The organism is Sporichthya brevicatena (assembly GCF_039525035.1).
In the GTDB taxonomy this organism is placed as follows: domain Bacteria; phylum Actinomycetota; class Actinomycetes; order Sporichthyales; family Sporichthyaceae; genus Sporichthya; species Sporichthya brevicatena.
The window spans coordinates 63,784-81,569 of record NZ_BAAAHE010000006.1; the positions used below are offsets into that span (position 1 = coordinate 63,784).

Genomic DNA, 17,786 nt, shown 5'->3' on the forward strand with positions numbered 1-17,786 from the left:
CAGCAGCCAAGCCCACGCCGGGTGCGTGGCAGGTCTCGCTGGGCATCACGCCCAGCGAGGCCGAGTGCGCGTCGATGACCGGGGCCGAGTCGGTCGCGGTCCTGCGCGCGGCGCAGCGGCAGATCAACGCCGCCCACGCGGTCTGGCTGGGCCTGGTGGCCGAGGTCGGATCCCGCGGGCTGGATTCCGAGGACGAGATCGTGCGCCTGCCCGCCCCGGACCGCTGGGGCGCCGATGAGGTCCGCACCGCGCTGCGGACCTCCGCGTATACGGCCAACGAACTGCTCGACTTCGCCTGGGCCGTGACCCGCCGCTTCCCGCAGTTGCACGCCGCGATGGCCGCCGGGGACCTGAGCATCGAGCGGGCGAAGGTCATCCACTTCTGGACCCGGGACATGAGCGACGAGCACGCGAGCACGGTCATCGAGGAGGTCCTCGGGCACTGCTCCATCGACGCCGACCGGCCGTGGACCAGTGAGCAGATCGGGGTGCGGTGCCGCAAGCTCGGGATCTCGTTGGACCCGGACTGGGCGCTGCGCCGGTTCACCGAGTCCCACCGGGATCGTCGGGTGATCTCCTGGCGCAACGAGGACGGCACCGCCACCCTCGCGGCGCAGAACCAGGACCCCGCCCACGTCGCCGCCGGCATCGCCCGGGTCCGCAAACTCGCTGACGACGCCAAACGCGCCGGTGACCCGCGGCCGCTGGATCACCTGCGTTCGGAGATCGCGCTCAACCTGCTGGACGGCACCTACGCCGACCTCACCGACGACCAGATCCTCACCCACCTCGCCACCACCCGCCCCACCGAGCACGAGACCCACGAGCCGGAGGCGGCGCTTGAACCCGAGCCGGCGCCGGTGGCGCGGTCCCCGCACCGCGGGGTGCAGCTGACCGCGAAGGTCTCCACCCTGCTCGGGATGGACCGCGACCCCGCCGAACTCGCCGGACAGGGGCCGGTCCACGCCGAATTGGCGCGGGAGTGGGCGGAAAAGCTGTCAGCCGGGCAGTGGCGGTTCGCCGTCACCGGCCCCGACGGCTACGCCATCTCCTCCGGACTGGTCACCGCGCGGCCGGTCGACTGGGAACGGCGCCGGGCGAGCGACCACGGCATCGTCGACCTCCTCATCCCCACCGACCTGCTGCAGGCCCTGCTCGACGGCACGCTCACCAGCCCGGCACTGACGCCGTGGTGGCCGGTGCTGGAGGACATCGCCGACCAGGCCGCCACCGCGCCCGCCGAGGACGAGGAGACCGCGGCCGAGGACGCCCGGCGTCGCTTCCCCCGCCCAGGACTACGCCGGGACACCCAGCTGCGGATGACCACCTGCCAAGGCCCCGGGTGCCAGCTCCCCGCCACCCGCGCGGAGATCGACCACACCCTCGACCACGCCCGCGGCGGACTCACCCTCGCCGGCAACCTCGGGCCCCTGTGCGAGCACGACCACGACCTCAAAACCAAAGGCGGCTGGCAACTCATCCGGCTCGGCCACGATCGTGTCCGGTGGATCACCCGCCTCGGCGCCGTCTACGACGTCGAAATCCCACCCCTGATCGAATCCGACCGGCCGGGGGAACCCCGAGAACGACCACAACCCCGCCCCGCACCCGACGAGCCAGCCGCCTGAGGCTCCCGGGGCGGACAAGGGCGGCCATTCCCGGTCCTGAGGTGACCAGGGGCACCCCGATCCGGTCGGGGGCGGACCTTTCCACTGGTAAGCTGAGCTCAGGTCGGTTGCATTTCGTCGCCGATGTCTTACGCGGGCGAGCCGCCCGCCGCCGCGAGCAGCGAAAGCTCGGCACGTGTGGTTCCCCGTTCTCCGGAGTGCCTCGAGCGTGCCTCGTGGCCGAAACGGGCCCGTTGGGCTCGAACGGAGAGTTCTCACCCTTGTCACAGCACGCCTCGAATTCCCGCGCGCCCCGGCGCGCCCCGCACGCCCGCACCGCCGCCCACGGCAGCACCTCGTACGGCAAGCCCCGTAGCGACTCCCGCAACGGCGACTCGCGCGGCCAGAAGCCCCGCAACAGCTCCCCGCGGACTCCGCGGCCGGCGCCCGCGCCGGTGAAGTCGGACCTCGACATCAAGCTCGACGAGGCGCTCGCCGCGCCCGAGCCCCCTACCCGCACGTTCGCCGAGCTCGGGCTCCCGAAGCCGATGGTGCTCGCCCTGAGCCGCCGCGGCATCGACGCCCCGTTCGCGATCCAGTCCCGCGCCCTGCCGGACGCGCTCGCCGGTCGTGACGTCCTCGGCCGGGCCGCGACCGGCTCGGGCAAGACCCTCGCCTTCGGTCTGCCGATGCTGGCGCGCCTCGCGGCGACCGCGTCGCCGAACCGTTCCCGCAAGGGCCGCACCCCGCGCGGCCTCGTCCTCGTCCCGACGCGTGAGCTCGCGCGCCAGGTCGCGGACAACCTCGTCGCCTTCGGCCACACCGTCGACCTCAGCGTCGCGATGGTCTACGGCGGCGCCCCGATCAGCCGTCAGATCGCAACGCTGCGCGGCGGTGTCGACGTCGTCGTCGCGACGCCGGGCCGGTTGCTCGACCTCGTCGAGCGTCGCGCGGTCTCCCTCGGCGACATCGAGATCACGGTGCTCGACGAGGCCGACCACATGGCCGACATGGGCTTCCTGCCCGACGTCCGCCGCATCCTCGGCCTGACGCCGGAAGGCGGGCAGCGCCTGCTCTTCTCGGCGACGCTGGACAAGGCCGTCGGCCGACTCGTCCGCGAGTACCTGCCGGACCCGGCCGTGCACGCGGTCGCGTCGGCGAGCTCGCCGGTCGAGACGATGGACCACCTCGTGTTCAACCTGAACTCCGAGGACAAGGTCAAGATCGCGGCGGAGATCGCGGCCCGCCCGGCGCGGACGCTGTTCTTCGTCCGCACCAAGCACGGCGCGGACCGACTCGCCCGTCAGCTCGAGGCCGAGGGCGTCGCCGCCGGCGCGATCCACGGCAACCTCAACCAGAACCAGCGGCAGCGGGCGCTCGACGCCTTCGCCAACGGTTCGCGCCGGGTTCTCGTCGCCACCGACGTCGCCGCGCGCGGCATCCACGTCGACGACGTGGACCTCGTCGTGCACTTCGACCCGCCCGTCGACGACAAGGCGTACCTGCACCGCTCGGGCCGCACCGCGCGCGCCGGGACGACCGGCACCGTGCTCTCCCTCGTCGAGCGTTCGCAGCGCCGCGAGGTGGAGAACCTGCACCGCAAGGCCGGCATCGCCGCGACCCGTCACGACGTGACGCCGGGTCACCCCGAGGTGGTCGCGATCGGGACGTCGGGCACCCCGATCCCCGTCGTCACCCTGGTGCCGCCGGAGAAGCCGAAGAGCTCGCCGCGGAGTGGCGGTCGTCCGCCGCGCCGTACGACCGGTCGCCCCCGGCGGCCGATGCGCGCCGCGGGCTGAGCCCCCGGCGCACGAGCAACACGATCGCCGAGGTCAGCTGGGCGGCAGGTGCAACAGCCGCCCAGCCTCGGCGATCGAGCCCGTCATCGACGGGTAGACCGTGAACGCGTGGGCGATCTGGTCGGCGGAGAGCTGAGCGTCGACCGCCAGCGCGACCGGGAAGATCAGTTCGCTCGCCCGGGGCGCGACGACGACGCCGCCGATGATGATTCCGGTCCCCGGCAGGCAGAACAGCTTCACGAAGCCGTCGCGGACGCCCTGCATCTTGGCCCGTGCGTTCGTGCTCAGCGGCAGCATCACGGCGCGCGCCGCGACCTCGCCGCGGTCGACGTCGTCCTGCGAGACCCCGACGGTCGCGATCTCGGGCTCGGTGAACACGTTCGCCGCGACGGCGTTGAGGTTCAGCGGGCGGACCGCGTCACCGAGCGCGTGCTGCATCGCGATGCGGCCCTGGTGCGCCGCGACCGACGCCAGCATGAGCACACCCGTGCAGTCACCCGCGGCGTAGATGCCCCGCACCGAGGTCCGCGAGACGCGGTCGACCTCGACGAAACCCCCGGAGTTGAGGCGCACGCCCGCCTCCTCCAGCCCGATGTACTCGGTGTTGGGCACGGACCCGACGGCCATGAGCACGTGCGAGCCGGTGAGCACCTCACCGTCGGAGAGCTCGACGTGGACGACGTCGCCCTCGCGGGTCACCCGCTTGGCGCGCGACTGGCTGCGGATGTTCATGCCGCGCCGGCGGAACGCGTTCTCCAGGACGCTCGCGGCGTCCGCGTCCTCACCCGGGAGCACCCGGTCGCGTGAGGACACCAGCGTGACGTTCGTGCCGAAGTTGTACGCGCTCGCGAACTCGGCGCCGGTGACGCCGGACCCGACCACGATCAGGTGCTCGGGCATCTCGGAGAGGCCGTAGACCTGGGTCCAGGTCAGGATGCGCTCGCCGTCGGGCATCGCGTCCGGGAGGACGCGCGGCCGCGCACCGGTGGCGACGAGGATCGCGTCGGCGGGCAGCTCCTCCTCGGAGCCGTCGTGGCACTCGGCGAGGACGGCGTCGGGCGAGAGCAGCCGGCCCCGGCCGGACAGCACCCGCACCCCGGCCGTGACCAGCCGGTTGTGGATGTCGACGGACTGCGCCTGCGCGAGCGCCTTGACGCGGTTGTTCACGCGCGAGAGGTCGACGCCGAAGGCCGACGGGCCCAACTCCTCGCCGGAGGAGCGAACCTTGACGCCCAGGCGGCGGGACTCCGCGGCGTTCCAGGCGGCCTCGGCGGTGGCGATCAGCGTCTTGGACGGGACGCAGTCGGTGAGGACCGCCGACCCGCCGATCCCGTCGGAGTCGACGACCGTGATCTCGGCTCCGAGCTGCGCGGCCACGAGGGCCGCCTCGTATCCGCCGGGACCGCCGCCGAGCACCACGATGCGTGTCATAGGGCTTCATTCTCCCCCGCGCGGCGCCCCGACCCGAACCCGCGCCCCGCCGACCCGTTGTGACTTGCGCCCCGACCTGCCGGAAAGCGGAGTCGCGTCGCCCTAAGCTGACCACCCATGGCCCTGTACGCCGCCTACGGCAAGAACCTCGACCCGGCGTTGATGGCGCTCATCGCACCGCACTCGCCGCAGCGGGGTACCGGTTGGCTGGTCAACTGGCGCCTGACCTTCGGCGGCGAGGAGCTGCCCGGCGACGGCGCCCGCACGACGGTCGTCGAGGACCCCGGGCACCAGGTCTTTGTCGCGCTGTACGACGTCACCCCCGCGGACGAGCAGGAGCTCGACGGCTGGGAGGGCACCGCGATCGGCTTCTACCGGAAGATCCGCGTCCGGGTCGCCACGATGGACGGCGACGAGCTGGCCTGGATCTACGTCGTCGACGGCTACGAGGGCGGCCTGCCCTCGGCCCGCCTGATCGGCCACATCGCGGACGCGGCCGAGCGGGCCGGCGCCCCCGACGACTACGTGAAGTGGCTCCGCGAACGGCCCTGCCGCTCCGACCCGTGAGCCCAGGCTGAGCCCACCCGTGAACCCAGCCGTGAGCCATGCCTCGGACCGTGAGGCCGATCCCTACGCGCTCGCCGCGACGGCGGCGGAGCAGCTGCGCGCCCGGACCGGCCCCGTCGACCTCGCCGTCGTCCTCGGCTCGGGCTGGAACGGCGTCGTGCCCGCCCTCGGCGGCGACACCGACGGGATCCCCATGTCCGACCTCGCGGGATTCGCCGCGCCCACGGCGGCCGGGCACGCGGGCCGGGTCCACGTCCTCGACGCCGGGCCCCGCCGGGTCCTCGTCCTCGCCGGGCGCACCCACTTCTACGAGCACCGCGACCCGGTGGCGGTCGTGCACGGCGTCCGGACGGCGGCCGCGGCGGGGGCCCGCGCGGTCGTGCTCACCAACGCCGCCGGCGGCCTGCGCCCGGAGTGGCCCTCGGGGACGCCGGTGCTGATCGCCGACCACCTCAATCTCACCGGCGCCACCCCGCTGCAGGGAGCGCGGTTCGTCGACCTGACCGACGCCTACTCCCCCGCGCTGCGCGCCCACGCCCGCGCGGTCCGGCCGACGCTGCCGGAAGGCGTCTACGCGCAGTTCACCGGCCCGCAGTACGAGACGCCCGCCGAGGTGCGCATGGCCGGCCTGCTCGGGGCGGACCTGGTCGGGATGTCGACGGCGCTGGAGACGATCGCCGCCCGCGAGGCCGGTCTCGAGGTGCTCGGCCTGTCGCTGGTGACGAATCCGGCAGCGGGGATCGGCACGGCGCTGGACCACGACGACGTCCTCGCGACCGGGCGCGCGGCGGCGGAGGAACTCGGGGCCCTGCTCGCCGAGATCCTCACGACCTGGCCCGCGTAGCCCGGCGATGTCCGACGTCCGGTTCGGCACCGCCGGTCTGCGCGCGACGATGGGCGACGGCCCGGGGCAGTTCAACACCGCCCTGGTCGCCCGGGCCAGCTACGGCCTCGCCACATACCTGACACAGAATCAGATCGCTGGGCCGGTCGTCGTCGGCTTCGACGCCCGGCACGGTTCGGCGCGCTTCGCCACCGAGGCCGCCGCGGTCCTGCGGGCCGCCGGCCGGCGAGCGTTGCTGATGCCCCGCGAGCTCCCCACCCCGGTGCTGGCGTTCGCGGTGCGGCATCTCGCGGCCGCGGCCGGGGTGATGATCACGGCCTCCCACAACCCGGCGTCCGACAACGGCTACAAGGTCTACCTCGCCGACGGGTCGCAGATCGCGCCACCGGCCGACGCGGCGATGGAGGCGGCGATGGCGGCGGCACCGGCCGCGGTCCCGCGCACCGAGGCCGGGGCCGAGTTCGTCGGCGAGGACGTCGTCGATGCCTACCTCGCCCGCGCGGCGACGCTGGTGCCGGCCGCTGCGCGGCGGGACGCGCTGCGCGTCGCCTACACCCCGCTGCACGGCGTCGCCGGCGAGACGTTCCGCCGGGCCTGGGAGCTCGCGGGGTTCTCCCCGTACGCCGAGGTGGCCGAGCAGGCCGCGCCGGACCCCGACTTCCCGACCGTGGCCTTCCCCAACCCGGAGGAGCCGGGAGCCCTCGACCTGGCCGCCCGCACGGCGGCGCGGGCCGACGCCGACCTCGTCCTCGCCCACGACCCGGACGGCGACCGGTGCGCGGTGATGATCCGCGCCGGCGACGGGTACCGCGCGCTCAGCGGCGACGAGGTCGGGGCGCTGCTCGCCGAGCACCTGCTGACCTCCGGCCGGATCGGCGCCGACGGCGTCCTCGCGACCACGATCGTCTCCTCCCCGCTGCTCGACCGCGTCGCCGCCGCGCACGGCCGGCGCTGCGTCCGCACGCTGACCGGGTTCAAGTGGCTGGCCCGCGCGCCCGGCGTCGCCTACGCCTACGAGGAGGCGCTCGGCTACTGCGTGGACCCCGACGCGGTCCGGGACAAGGACGGGATCACCGCCGCCCTGGTGATCGCGGAGATGGCGACCTCGGTACCTCTGCGCGAGCGTCTCGACGCGCTGACGGAGCGTTACGGCGTGCACGTGTCCGCGCCTCGCTCGATCCGCATCGAGGACCCCGCACTGGCGAGCACGGTCCTGCGGCGCCTGCTGGACGCGCCCCCACCGCACCTGGCGGGAACCCCGGTCGACCACGTCGAGGACCTCAGCGCCCCGAGCACCGACCTGCCCCCGACGGCCGGCGTCCGGGTGACCGCGGGGGCGATCACCGCGGTGGTCCGACCGAGTGGAACCGAGCCGAAACTCAAGCTCTACCTGTACGTTTCCGGTGAATCCGCACCCGCGGACCCGAACCACGAACGTGCAGCTCTCACAGCGCAACTCGAGCTCGCGGGCCGTGAGTTGTGCAACGTTCTTCTCGGGATGAGGGGGTCCGAACGCGGGTAGGTTCCCTGGCGTGTGTGGATTTGCCGGTGAACTCTGCCTGAAAGACGACTCCCCCGACGTAGCCGCCGTGGCCACGATGGCGGCGACGATGTCCGACCGTGGCCCCGACGGCGGTGGCGTCTGGTCCAACGGACGTATCGCCCTCGGTCATCGCCGACTGCAGATCATCGACCTCTCCGAGGCCGGTGCGCAGCCGATGGTGGATCCCGAGCTCGGCCTGACGGTCGCGTTCAACGGCTGCATCTACAACTACCCGGAGCTGCGGGCCGAGCTGCAGCAGGCCGGCTACCGCTTCTTCTCGACCTCGGACACCGAGGTCATCGCGAAGGCCTACCGCCAGTGGGGCGACGACTTCGTCGACCACCTGATGGGCATGTTCGCGATCTGCATCGTCGAGCGCGACAGCGGTCGCGTCCTGCTCGCGCGGGACCGGCTGGGCATCAAGCCGCTCTACCTCACCGAGCGGCCGGGCCGCCTGCGGTTCGCCTCCACCCTGCCGGCTCTGCTCGCCGGCGGCGGGGTGAACACCGACATCGACCCCGTGGCACTGCACCACTATCTGACGTTCCATTCGATCGTGCCGCCGCCGCGGACGATCCTCGCCGGCGTCTCGAAGCTCCCGCCGGCGACGATGCTGACGATCGAGCCCGACGGCCGCCGGAACCAGCGCGAGTACTGGCGCCCGTCGTTCGAGCGGAACCCCGAGCAGGCCCACTGGAGCGCGCGCGACTGGGAGGACGCGGTCCTCGAAGCCCTGCGCGTCTCGGTGCGCCGGCGGCTCGTCGCCGACGTACCCGTCGGTGTGCTGCTCTCCGGTGGTCTGGACTCCAGCCTCGTGGTCGGCCTGCTGGCGGAGGAGGGCCAGCGCGGCCTCGCCACGTTCAGCATCGGGTTCGAGGCGGCCGGCGGCGAGGAGGGCGACGAGTTCAAGTACTCCGACGTCATCGCCCGCGAGTTCGGCACCGACCACCACCAGATCCGCGTCGCCACCGAACGCATGCTGCCCGCGCTGCCGCGGGCCATCGCGGCAATGAGCGAACCGATGGTCAGTCACGACGCGGTGGCGTTCTTCCTCCTCTCCGAGGAGGTCGCGAAGCACGTCAAGGTCGTCCAGTCCGGCCAGGGCGCGGACGAGGTCTTCGCCGGCTACCACTGGTACCCGCCGATGCGCACCGCCGGGAACGACGAGCTCGGCACGTACGCGCGGGCGTTCTTCGACCGCGACCTGGCCGCCCGCAACGCGGCGCTGTCGCCGGCTTACCGCCTCGACCGCGACGTCAGCACCGAGTTCGTCGCGGCCCACTTCCGCTCCCCCGGCGCCGAGACCGCCGTCGACAAGGCGCTGCGCATCGACTCGCAGATCATGCTCGTCGATGACCCCGTCAAGCGCGTCGACAACATGACGATGGCGTGGGGCCTGGAGGCCCGGGTCCCGTTCCTCGACCACGAGCTCGTGGAGCTCGCCGCCGCCTGCCCACCCGAGCTCAAGCTCGCGCAGGAGGGCAAGGGTGTGCTGAAGGAGGCCGGTCGCCGGGTCATCCCGGACGCGGTCATCGACCGCCCGAAGGGCTACTTCCCGGTGCCCGCGCTCAAGCACCTGCAGGGCCCGTACCTGGACCTCGTGCGGGACGCCCTCCACGCGCCGGCCGCCCGGCAGCGCGGACTGTTCGCCGAATCGGAGGTGTCCCGACTGCTCGCCGACCCGAACGGCAATCTCACGCCGCTGCGCGGTAATCCGCTGTGGCAGCTGGGGCTCCTCGAGCTGTGGCTCCAGGGCCACGGCCTGTAAGTCTGGGGGAACAACGACATGACGACCTCCATCGGTCAACGTCGGGAGTGGTGGCAGGCGCAGTCCTGGCGCTCGCCCGACGCCAAGACGGACGTTGCGCTGGACCTGGGGTGGGGCCGGCTGATTCTGGGTCAGACCTTCGCCGACCACGAACACCTGCTGAGTGTCCTGGCGGAGGAGACGAGCGGCCGCCGCGACATCTGCATGTACGTGACGGAGCCTCAGGTGCTCGTCAGCATGGCGCCGTTCGAGCTCTTCATCGACCCGTCGGTGACGTACCGGCTCTACCTGTCCGGCCACCACCCGGAGCCGCCGACGGACGCGTTCGTGCGCGTCCGGACGCTGCAGAGCCGGGCCGACACGGAGGCCGTCAACCGGCTGTACGCGTCGTGCGGCATGCTCACCGCCCCGCCGGCCACCCTGCTCGCCAACGCCGAGGACGAGGCGTTCCACTACCTCGTCGCCGAGGAGGTCAGCTCGAGCGGCGAGCCCGGGGCCATCGTCGGCACCGTGACCGGCGTCGATCACCGTATGGCGTTCGGCGACCCCGAGCACGGGTCGAGCCTGTGGTGCCTGGCCGTCGACCCGCAGTGTGCGCGACCCGGCGTCGGCGAGGCACTCGTGCTCACGCTGGCCGGGCGGCTCTCCGACGCCGGCGCGGCCTACGTGGACCTCTCGGTCCTCCACGACAACTCGCCCGCGATCCGGCTCTACGAGAAGCTCGGCTTCGTCCGGCACCCGGTCTTCTGCGTCAAGCGGAAGAACCCCATCAACGAGCGGTTGTTCGCCTCCAGCCCCGCCGAGGACCTCGCGCAGCTCAATCCGTACGCGCGCATCGTCGCCGACGAGGCGATCCGCCGCGGCATCCACGTCGAGGTGCTCGACCCGGCGTGGGGCGAACTGCGCCTGACGCACGGCGGCCGCAAGGTCGTCACCCGCGAGTCGCTGTCCGAGCTGACGACCGCGGTCGCGATGAGCCGCTGCGACGACAAGCGGGTGACCCGTCGGGTGCTCGCGCAGGCCGGTCTGTCGGTCCCCCGCGGTCGCGCGGCGGACGGCTCACCCGCCGACGCGGAGTTCCTCGCCGAGGTCGGTGCCGTCGTCGTCAAGCCCGCCCGCGGCGAGCAGGGGCAGGGCATCACGGTCGGCGTCACCGACCCGGCCGAGCTCGAGCGCGCGGTCGCGGCCGCGCGACGCATCAGCAACGAGGTCCTGCTCGAGGAGCAGGTCACCGGTCAGGACCTGCGGGTGCTCGTCATCGACCACGAGGTGGTCGCTGCGGCGATCCGCAAGCCGGCCGCGGTGATCGGCACCGGTGAGCACACAATCCGTTCGCTCATCGCGGCGCAGAGCCGGCGGCGCTCGGCCGCGACCGGTGGCGAGTCCCGCATCCCGATCGACGACACCACGGTCGAGATCGTGCGCGAGGCCGGCTACGACCTCGACGACGTCCTGCCGGTCGACGTCGAGCTCCAGGTCCGGCGGACGGCGAACCTGCACACCGGCGGCACGATCCACGACGTCACCGCGCAACTGCACCCGGAACTCGCCGCCGCCGCCGTGCTCGCGAGCCAGGCCCTCGACATCCCCGTGGTAGGCATGGACTTCATGGTTCCTGCCGTCGACGAACCGGACTACCACGTGATCGAGGCCAACGAACGGCCCGGGCTCGCCAACCACGAGCCTCAGCCGACCGCCCAGCGGTTCATCGACCTGCTGTTCCCGGCCACGCGCCCGCTCCCGGGCCCGTGGGTGCCGACGGCCGCGCGGAGCGACGCATGACGGCGTCCGTACCGACGCCCAAGATGCTGCCGATCGACGAGGAGTGGATGCGGGAGCTGCTGCTCAAGCTCCTGCTGATCCCCAGCCCGACCGGGCGGACCGACCAGATCATGCACTGCCTGGGCGAGGTGCTCACCGATCTCGACATCCCGTTCGAGCTCACCCGTCGTGGTGCCCTGCTCGCGACGCTGCGGGGCCAGCGGCACTCGCCCTCGCGCGCGGTCGTGGTGCACTCCGACACGATCGGGATGGCGGTGCGTCGCCTCAAGGCGAACGGGCGCCTGCAGGTCGTGCCGATCGGCACGCACAGCGCGCGGTTCTCCGAGGGCGCGCGGGTCACGATCTTCACCGACGACCCGCAGGTGTCCTACTCGGGCACGGTCCTGCCGCTCAAGGCGAGCGGGCACGCCTACGACGACGAGGTCGACACCCAGGGCGTGGGCTGGGACCACGTCGAGGTTCGTGTCGACGAGCCGGTGTACTCCGCCGCGGACCTCGCGGAGCTCGGCATCCAGGTGGGCGACTTCGTCGCGCACCACGCCCTGCCGGAGATCACGCCCAACGGTTACGTGAAATCCCGTCACCTCGACGACAAGGCCGGCGTCGCCGCGGCGCTGGCGGCGTTCAAGGCCGTCCGCGACGCGAAGGTCGACATCCCCGTCACCGCACGGTTGCTCATCACCATCGCCGAGGAGGTCGGCCACGGCGCGAGCCACGGCCTGCACGCTGACGTCGCCGAGATGGTGTCGATCGACTCGGCCGTCGTCGCCCCGGTCCAGGAGTCGGTCGAGACCGGCGTCACCGTCGCGATGCAGGACATGACCGGCCCGTTCGACTTCCACCTGACGCGCAAACTGCTCGCCGTGTGCGCCGAGCACGGTCTCGAGCACCGGCGCGACGTCTTCCACCACTACCGCTCGGACGTCGCCGCGGCCATCGAGGCCGGGGCGGAGATGCGTGCGGCGCTGATCGGGTTCGGCACGGACGCGACCCACGGCCACGAGCGGACGACGATGAGCGCGATCCGCAGCGTCGCCGAACTGACCGCGCTCTACCTGCAGTCCGACCTGACCTTCGCCGACTGGGACACCACCCGCCTCGGCACGCTCGAGGACTTCCCGAGCGAGGAGCAGCCCGCCCCCGCGCAGCAGACGGTCGAGTCGAGCGGTCAGGCCTAGGATCCGTCGGGTGTCCGGAACCCGCGAGCGCCTCGTCCAGCTGCTGACCCTGACCGACCTCACGAGCCTCGAGCTCAGCGACACCCCGGAGACGATCGCGGCCCTGTGCGCCCGCGCGCGCCGGCCGGACCCCACGGACCCCGGCGTCCCGCCGGTGGCCGCGGTCTGCGTGTACCCGTGGCTGGTGAAGGTCGCGGCCGCCGAGGTCGCCGGGACGTCGATCGCGGTGGCGAGCGTCGCCGGCAACTTCCCCTCGGGGGTTGCGACGGTGGCCGAGAAGGTCGCCGAGACCGAGCGGGCGATCGCCGACGGCGCCACGGAGATCGACCTCGTCGTCGACCACGTCGCCTTCGCGCGCGGCGCCGAGCAGGCGCTGTTCGACGAGGTGGCGGCCGTGCGCGCGGCGTCCCCCGGCGTCCGGCTCAAGGTGATCCTGGAGACCGGCGCCCTCGGCGACCCCGAGCGCATCCGCCGGGCCGCCGACCTCGCGCTCGACGCCGGCGCCGACCTGCTGAAGACCTCGACCGGCAAGGGCCACCCGGGCGCCTCCCCCGAGGCCGCCGGGATCCTCTGGGCCGCCGCGAGCGAGTACGCCGTCCGCCGCGGCCGCCGCGTCGGCGTCAAGGTCTCCGGCGGCGTCCGAACCCCCGCGGACGCCCTCGCCTACCTGGAGCAGGCCGAGGCCGCCCTCGGCGCCCCCGCGACCCCTGCGACGTTCCGGATCGGCGCCTCCGCCCTCGTCGACGCCCTCGTCACCGCCCTGCGCCCCTGACGCCGCAACGTTGTCAAGAAAGGGTGACACCCCTTACTGCGCAGTAAGGGGTGTCACCCTTTTTTGACAGAGGTCAGCGGGAGGGGGCGTCGCCCGGGCCGGCGGGGCCGCCTGAGCCGCCGGGGGCACCGGAGTCGTCGCGGCGGGGGACGACCTTGCGGACGAGGCGGCCGGTCATCGACAGCGACATCGAGAGCACCTCGGTCGCGGCGACAGCGGTACCGGTGGTCACGCGGGTGGCCCTGCGGATCAGGTCACCACCCGGCATCTTCCGCGGCTCGCCCATGGGGGCCTCCTGCGTCGATCGGTCCCGGCCGTGCGGGTCACCGGGTCTCCGGCGAGGTCAGCCTAGCCCCGTCACCCGCGACATCGCCGCCTCCGCGCGCAGCGCCGCGAATCCCGGCTTGATGACCTCGTTGATCAGCAGCAGCCGGTCGTCGAACGGCAGGAACGAGGACTTCATCGCGTTGACCGTGAACCACTCGATGTCGATCAGCCCGTAACCGAACTCCTCGACGAGCAGGCCGAACTCGCGGCTCAGCGTCGTCCCGCCGAGCAGCCGGTTGTCGGTGTTGACGGTGACGCGGAACTGCAGGTCGCGCAGCAGCCCGATCGGGTGGGCGGCGATCGAGGCGGCCGCGCCGGTCTGCACGTTGCTCGACGGGCACATCTCCAGCGGGATGCGCTTGTCGCGCACGTACGCCGCGAGCCGCCCGAGCTTGATGGGCTCGCCGTCGCGGCCCCCGGCGATGTCGTCGACGATCCGCACGCCGTGCCCGAGCCGGTCGGCGCCGCACCACTGGATCGCCTGCCAGATCGACGGCAGGCCGAAGGCCTCACCGGCGTGGATCGTGAAGTGGAAGTTCTCGCGCTGCAGGTACTCGAACGCGTCGAGGTGCCGGGTGGGTGGGAAACCGGCCTCGGCGCCGGCGATGTCGAAGCCGACGACACCGTGGTCGCGGTACCGGATCGCGAGCTCCGCGATCTCCTGCGAGCGCGCCTGGTGGCGCATGGCGGTGAGCAGGGCACCGATTCGGATGCGCCGACCGGCGGCGGCCGCCGCGCGCTCCCCCGCCCGGAATCCCGCCAGCGTCGCCTCGACGACCTCGTCCAGAGTCAGCCCGGCCGCGAGGTGCTGCTCCGGCGCGTAGCGGATCTCGGCGTACACGACGCCGTCGGCCGCGAGGTCCTCGGCGCACTCGGCGGCGATGCGGTGCAGCGACTCGGCCGTCTGCATCACCGCGACCGTGTGCCCGAACGTCTCCAGGTACCGCTCCAGCGACCCGGAGTTCGCGGCGTCGACGAACCAACGCCCCAGGGCGTCGGGCTCGGAGTGCGGGAGGCCGGAATACCCGCAGGCGTCGGCCAGCTCGAGCATCGTCGCGGGGCGCAGCCCGCCGTCGAGGTGGTCGTGCAGAAGGACCTTGGGGGCACGCCGGACGACGTCGTCGTCCCAGGCCGCACCCGACTGCGCGGAGTGTCGTGCTGCCATGACTCACGTTACGTCGTGGGGGGCCGTTCGATCCGGCGTTCGCGAGAATCCGGCTATCCGACCCGCCCACGGATCAGCGGCGGCACCGGTTCCGCGGCCGGGCCGACGGTGAACGCCTCCGCGAGCGCGTCGACGGCACCGGGGATCCGAGCGGCGTCGTCGGTCGCGAGGACGGCCAGCACATCACCGGCGCGAACCTGATCCCCACGGGACTGACGCAGCGTCACTCCAGCCGCGGCCGAGACCGGGTTCTCCTTGCGGGCACGCCCCGCGCCGAGGCGCCAGGCCGCGATCCCGACGGCGAAGGCGTCGACGCCGGTGAGCACACCGGAGGTCTCGGCCCGGATCTCGTGGTGCTCGGCGGCCACGGGCAGCGGGGCGTCGGGGTCCCCGCCCTGCGCGGTGACCATCCGCCGCCAGACGTCCATCGCGCGGCCGTCGGCGAGCACGTCGGCGGGGTCGACCCGGTCGAGACCGACGAGCGTGAGCATCTCCCGGGCCAGCGCCAGCGTCAGCTCGACGACGTCCGCCGGTCCGCCCCCGGCGAGGACCTCGACGGCCTCGGCGACCTCGAGGGCGTTGCCCGCGGTTCGCCCGAGCGGCGCGGACATGTCGGTGAGCAAAGCGGCGGTGCGCACACCGGAGTCCGTGCCGAGCGCGACCATCGTCTCGGCCAGTTCGCGGGCGTGCTCCTCAGTCTTCATGAAGGCGCCGGACCCGACCTTCACGTCGAGCACGAGCGCGCCCGTGCCCTCGGCGATCTTCTTGCTCAGGATGGAGGCGGCGATGAGCGGGATCGACTCGACCGTGCCGGTGACGTCCCGCAACGCGTAGAGCCGCGCATCGGCCGGAGCGAGGTCGGGCCCCGCGGCGGCCACGACGGCGCCGACGTCCCGCAGCTGTGCTTCGAACTGATCCTTCGTCAGATCAGAGCGCCAGCCGGGGATCGCCTCCAGCTTGTCGAGCGTGCCGCCGGTGTGTCCGAGGCCGCGGCCGGACAGCTGCGGAACCGCCGCCCCGCACGCGGCGACCAGCGGCGTCAGCACGAGGGTGATCTTGTCCCCCACCCCGCCGGTCGAGTGCTTGTCGACCGTCGGCCGGTCGAGGTCCGGGATCGTGACGCGGCGTCCGGAGTCGATCATCGCCGCGGTCCAGCGCGCGACCTCCCGCCGATCCATGCCACGCCAGCAGATCGCCATCGCGAGCGCCGCCATCTGCTCCTCGGCGACCTCGCCGCGGACGTAGGCGTCGAGCACCCAGTCGATCTGCGCGTCGGTCAGCGCCGCGCCGTCCCGTTTCGCGCGGATGACGGAGACCGCGTCCAGCGCCGTCATCGCGGCAGGTCCGCGGGTCCGAAGGAGTCCGGCAGCAGGTCCCCGAGCGGCCGCGGGCCGCCGGGGGTGTCGACCAGACACTCCGGCCCGCCGTGCTCCAGCAGCACCTGCCGGCACCGCCCGCAGGGCGTCAGGACCTCCCCCGCGGCGTTCCGGACCGCGACCGCCCGCAGCCGCGCGCGGCCACCGGCGACCAGGGCCGAGACCATCCCGCACTCCGCGCACAGCGTCAGGCCGTACGAGACGTTCTCGACGTTGACGCCGACCACGACGCGACCGTCCTCGGTCAGCCCAGCTGCGCCGACCTGCAGGCTCGAGTACGGCGCGTACGCCGCGGCAGCGCTCGTGTGCGCGGCCGTGCGCAGCGCTGCCCAGTCGATGTTCACGCGCCCTCCCCCACCGGTGCGGTCGCCACCGCGACCAGCGTCCGGATCCCGACCTCGAGGGCGCCCTCGTCGACGTCGAAGGTCGAGGTGTGCAGATCGGTCGCCGGCGCCCCGGGGCCCCGCGTCCCGAGGCGGACGAGCGCGCCGGGCACCGACCGGGTGAACCAGGCGAAGTCCTCGCCGCCGAGGCTCTGCTCGGTCGCCACGACCGCGTCCACGCCGAACTCCGTGGTCAGGGCGACCCGCAGGTCGTCGACGACGTCGGCGTCGTTGACGCACGGCGGCACCCCGCGGGTGACCTCGACCTCGGCCGTCACCCCGTGCTGCTCGGCGAGGGCCACGACGATGCCGGTGAGCAGGTCGGGGGCCGCGTCCCAGGTCGCGGTGTCCAGGCACCGCACGGTGCCGGCGAGCTCGCCTCCGGACGGGATCGCGTTCGCCGCCGATCCCGCGGCCACGCGGCCCCAGACCAGCCGCAGCCCGGCCCGCGGGTCGAAGCGCCGCGCGAGCAACGCCGGCGTCTGGGTCGCGACCACCCCGAGGGCGTGGACGAGGTCGGCGGTCAGGTGTGGCCGCGCGGTGTGCCCGCCGGGGCCGGTCAGGCGGACGAGGACGAAGTCGGCGGCGCCGGTGATCGCGCCCGCGCGCAGGCCCACCCGTCCCACGTCGAGCCGGGGGTCGGCGTGCAGCGCGACCGCGCGGCCGACGCCGTCGAGCGCCCCGGCCTCGATCGCGGCCCGCGCGCCCCACATCGCCTCCTCCGCCGGCTGGAACACGAGCCGGACGGGCCGCGGAAGCGCACCGGTGTCCCGGAGCTCGGCGAGGACGAGCCCGGCCCCGAGCAGGACGGCGGTGTGCAGGTCGTGCCCGCAGGCGTGGCAGGCGTCCGGCACCGTCGAGCGGTACGGCACGTCCTTGACGTCCGGCAGCGGGAGGGCGTCGAGGTCGGCGCGCAACGCGGTCACCGGCCGTTCACCCGGAGCGGCACCCGCGGGGGTCAGGTCGCAGACCAGCCCGGTCCCGCCCGGCAGCACCGTCGGGGCCAGACCCGCGGCGGCGAGGCGGTCGGCGACCAGCGTCGTGGTGCGGAACTCCGCACCCGAGAGCTCGGGGTGGGCGTGCAGATCGCGACGCACGTCACGCATCTGGTCGGTCATCCGGGGATCGAGCGGCACCGACATGACGGGTGTGCGCCCTCCGATCCGGAACACGGCTGCGTAGATCGTCAAGTAACCGACCCCAGCGGCGACCAGACTCTACGCTGACTCGGGAGTCACGCCTGT

The 17,786-nt window shown here is 73.2% G+C and carries 15 protein-coding genes; 9 read left to right on the plus strand and 6 right to left on the minus strand.

Annotated elements, in window-relative coordinates; all coding sequences use genetic code 11:
- Positions 1-74: 74 nt before the first annotated feature.
- Positions 75-1,628: an HNH endonuclease signature motif containing protein gene (locus ABD401_RS02975; RefSeq protein WP_344601483.1), complete on the plus strand. Its 1,554-nt coding sequence runs from the start codon at positions 75-77 to the stop codon at positions 1,626-1,628.
- 260 nt (positions 1,629-1,888) lie between these two features.
- Complete coding sequence (locus ABD401_RS02980) at positions 1,889-3,406, plus strand: DEAD/DEAH box helicase (protein ID WP_344601428.1); 1,518 nt, start codon at positions 1,889-1,891, stop codon at positions 3,404-3,406.
- Between the two features lie 33 nt (positions 3,407-3,439).
- On the opposite strand, the gene ABD401_RS02985 is transcribed toward ABD401_RS02980, so the two are convergent.
- Positions 3,440-4,837 carry an NAD(P)H-quinone dehydrogenase gene (locus tag ABD401_RS02985; protein ID WP_344601430.1) on the minus strand — a complete coding sequence of 466 codons (1,398 nt, stop codon included), beginning with the start codon at positions 4,835-4,837 and terminating at the stop codon, positions 3,440-3,442.
- A gap of 117 nt (positions 4,838-4,954) precedes the next feature.
- Here ABD401_RS02985 and ABD401_RS02990 point away from each other — a divergent pair, with 117 nt between their 5' ends.
- Genes ABD401_RS02990 through deoC form a run of 7 tightly spaced genes read left to right on the plus strand, consistent with a single transcriptional unit; the run spans position 4,955 to position 13,291 of the window.
- Positions 4,955-5,404, plus strand: a complete 450-nt coding sequence (locus tag ABD401_RS02990) for a gamma-glutamylcyclotransferase family protein (RefSeq protein ID WP_019875657.1) — start codon at positions 4,955-4,957, stop codon at positions 5,402-5,404.
- Between the two features lie 31 nt (positions 5,405-5,435).
- Positions 5,436-6,248, plus strand: coding sequence for a purine-nucleoside phosphorylase (locus tag ABD401_RS02995; protein ID WP_344601433.1), 813 nt, complete (start codon positions 5,436-5,438; stop codon positions 6,246-6,248).
- 7 nt (positions 6,249-6,255) lie between these two features.
- A complete protein-coding gene (locus ABD401_RS03000) occupies positions 6,256-7,770 on the plus strand; it encodes a phospho-sugar mutase (protein WP_344601435.1) in 1,515 nt (504 codons plus the stop codon).
- A 10-nt stretch (positions 7,771-7,780) separates the two neighbouring features.
- Positions 7,781-9,559, plus strand: coding sequence for an N-acetylglutaminylglutamine amidotransferase (locus ABD401_RS03005; protein ID WP_344601437.1), 1,779 nt, complete (start codon positions 7,781-7,783; stop codon positions 9,557-9,559).
- Between the two features lie 18 nt (positions 9,560-9,577).
- Positions 9,578-11,341, plus strand: coding sequence for an N-acetylglutaminylglutamine synthetase (gene ngg / locus ABD401_RS03010; protein WP_344601439.1), 1,764 nt, complete (start codon positions 9,578-9,580; stop codon positions 11,339-11,341).
- Positions 11,338-12,519 carry an osmoprotectant NAGGN system M42 family peptidase gene (locus tag ABD401_RS03015; RefSeq protein WP_344601441.1) on the plus strand — a complete coding sequence of 394 codons (1,182 nt, stop codon included), beginning with the start codon at positions 11,338-11,340 and terminating at the stop codon, positions 12,517-12,519. The genes ngg and ABD401_RS03015 overlap by 4 nt, the downstream gene beginning before the upstream one ends.
- Before the next feature lie 10 nt (positions 12,520-12,529).
- Entirely contained in the window at positions 12,530-13,291 is a 762-nt protein-coding gene (gene deoC, locus ABD401_RS03020) for a deoxyribose-phosphate aldolase (protein ID WP_344601443.1), read from the plus strand.
- A gap of 73 nt (positions 13,292-13,364) precedes the next feature.
- Here the strand turns inward: deoC and ABD401_RS03025 are convergent, their stop codons facing one another.
- The 5 genes from ABD401_RS03025 to ABD401_RS03045 are packed head-to-tail and all read right to left on the minus strand — an operon-like array spanning position 13,365 to position 17,732.
- Positions 13,365-13,577: a hypothetical protein gene (locus ABD401_RS03025; protein WP_344601445.1), complete on the minus strand. Its 213-nt coding sequence runs from the start codon at positions 13,575-13,577 to the stop codon at positions 13,365-13,367.
- Between the two features lie 57 nt (positions 13,578-13,634).
- Complete coding sequence (locus ABD401_RS03030) at positions 13,635-14,783, minus strand: adenosine deaminase (RefSeq protein WP_344601447.1); 1,149 nt, start codon at positions 14,781-14,783, stop codon at positions 13,635-13,637.
- A 53-nt stretch (positions 14,784-14,836) separates the two neighbouring features.
- Positions 14,837-16,117 (minus strand): thymidine phosphorylase, encoded by a 1,281-nt coding sequence (locus ABD401_RS03035; RefSeq protein ID WP_344601449.1) that lies wholly within the window; start codon positions 16,115-16,117, stop codon positions 14,837-14,839.
- Entirely contained in the window at positions 16,114-16,503 is a 390-nt protein-coding gene (locus ABD401_RS03040) for a cytidine deaminase (protein ID WP_344601451.1), read from the minus strand. The genes ABD401_RS03035 and ABD401_RS03040 overlap by 4 nt, the downstream gene beginning before the upstream one ends.
- A complete protein-coding gene (locus ABD401_RS03045; RefSeq protein ID WP_425566050.1) occupies positions 16,500-17,732 on the minus strand; it encodes an amidohydrolase in 1,233 nt (410 codons plus the stop codon). Before ABD401_RS03045 ends, ABD401_RS03040 begins: the two co-directional genes overlap by 4 nt.
- Positions 17,733-17,786 lie beyond the last annotated feature (54 nt).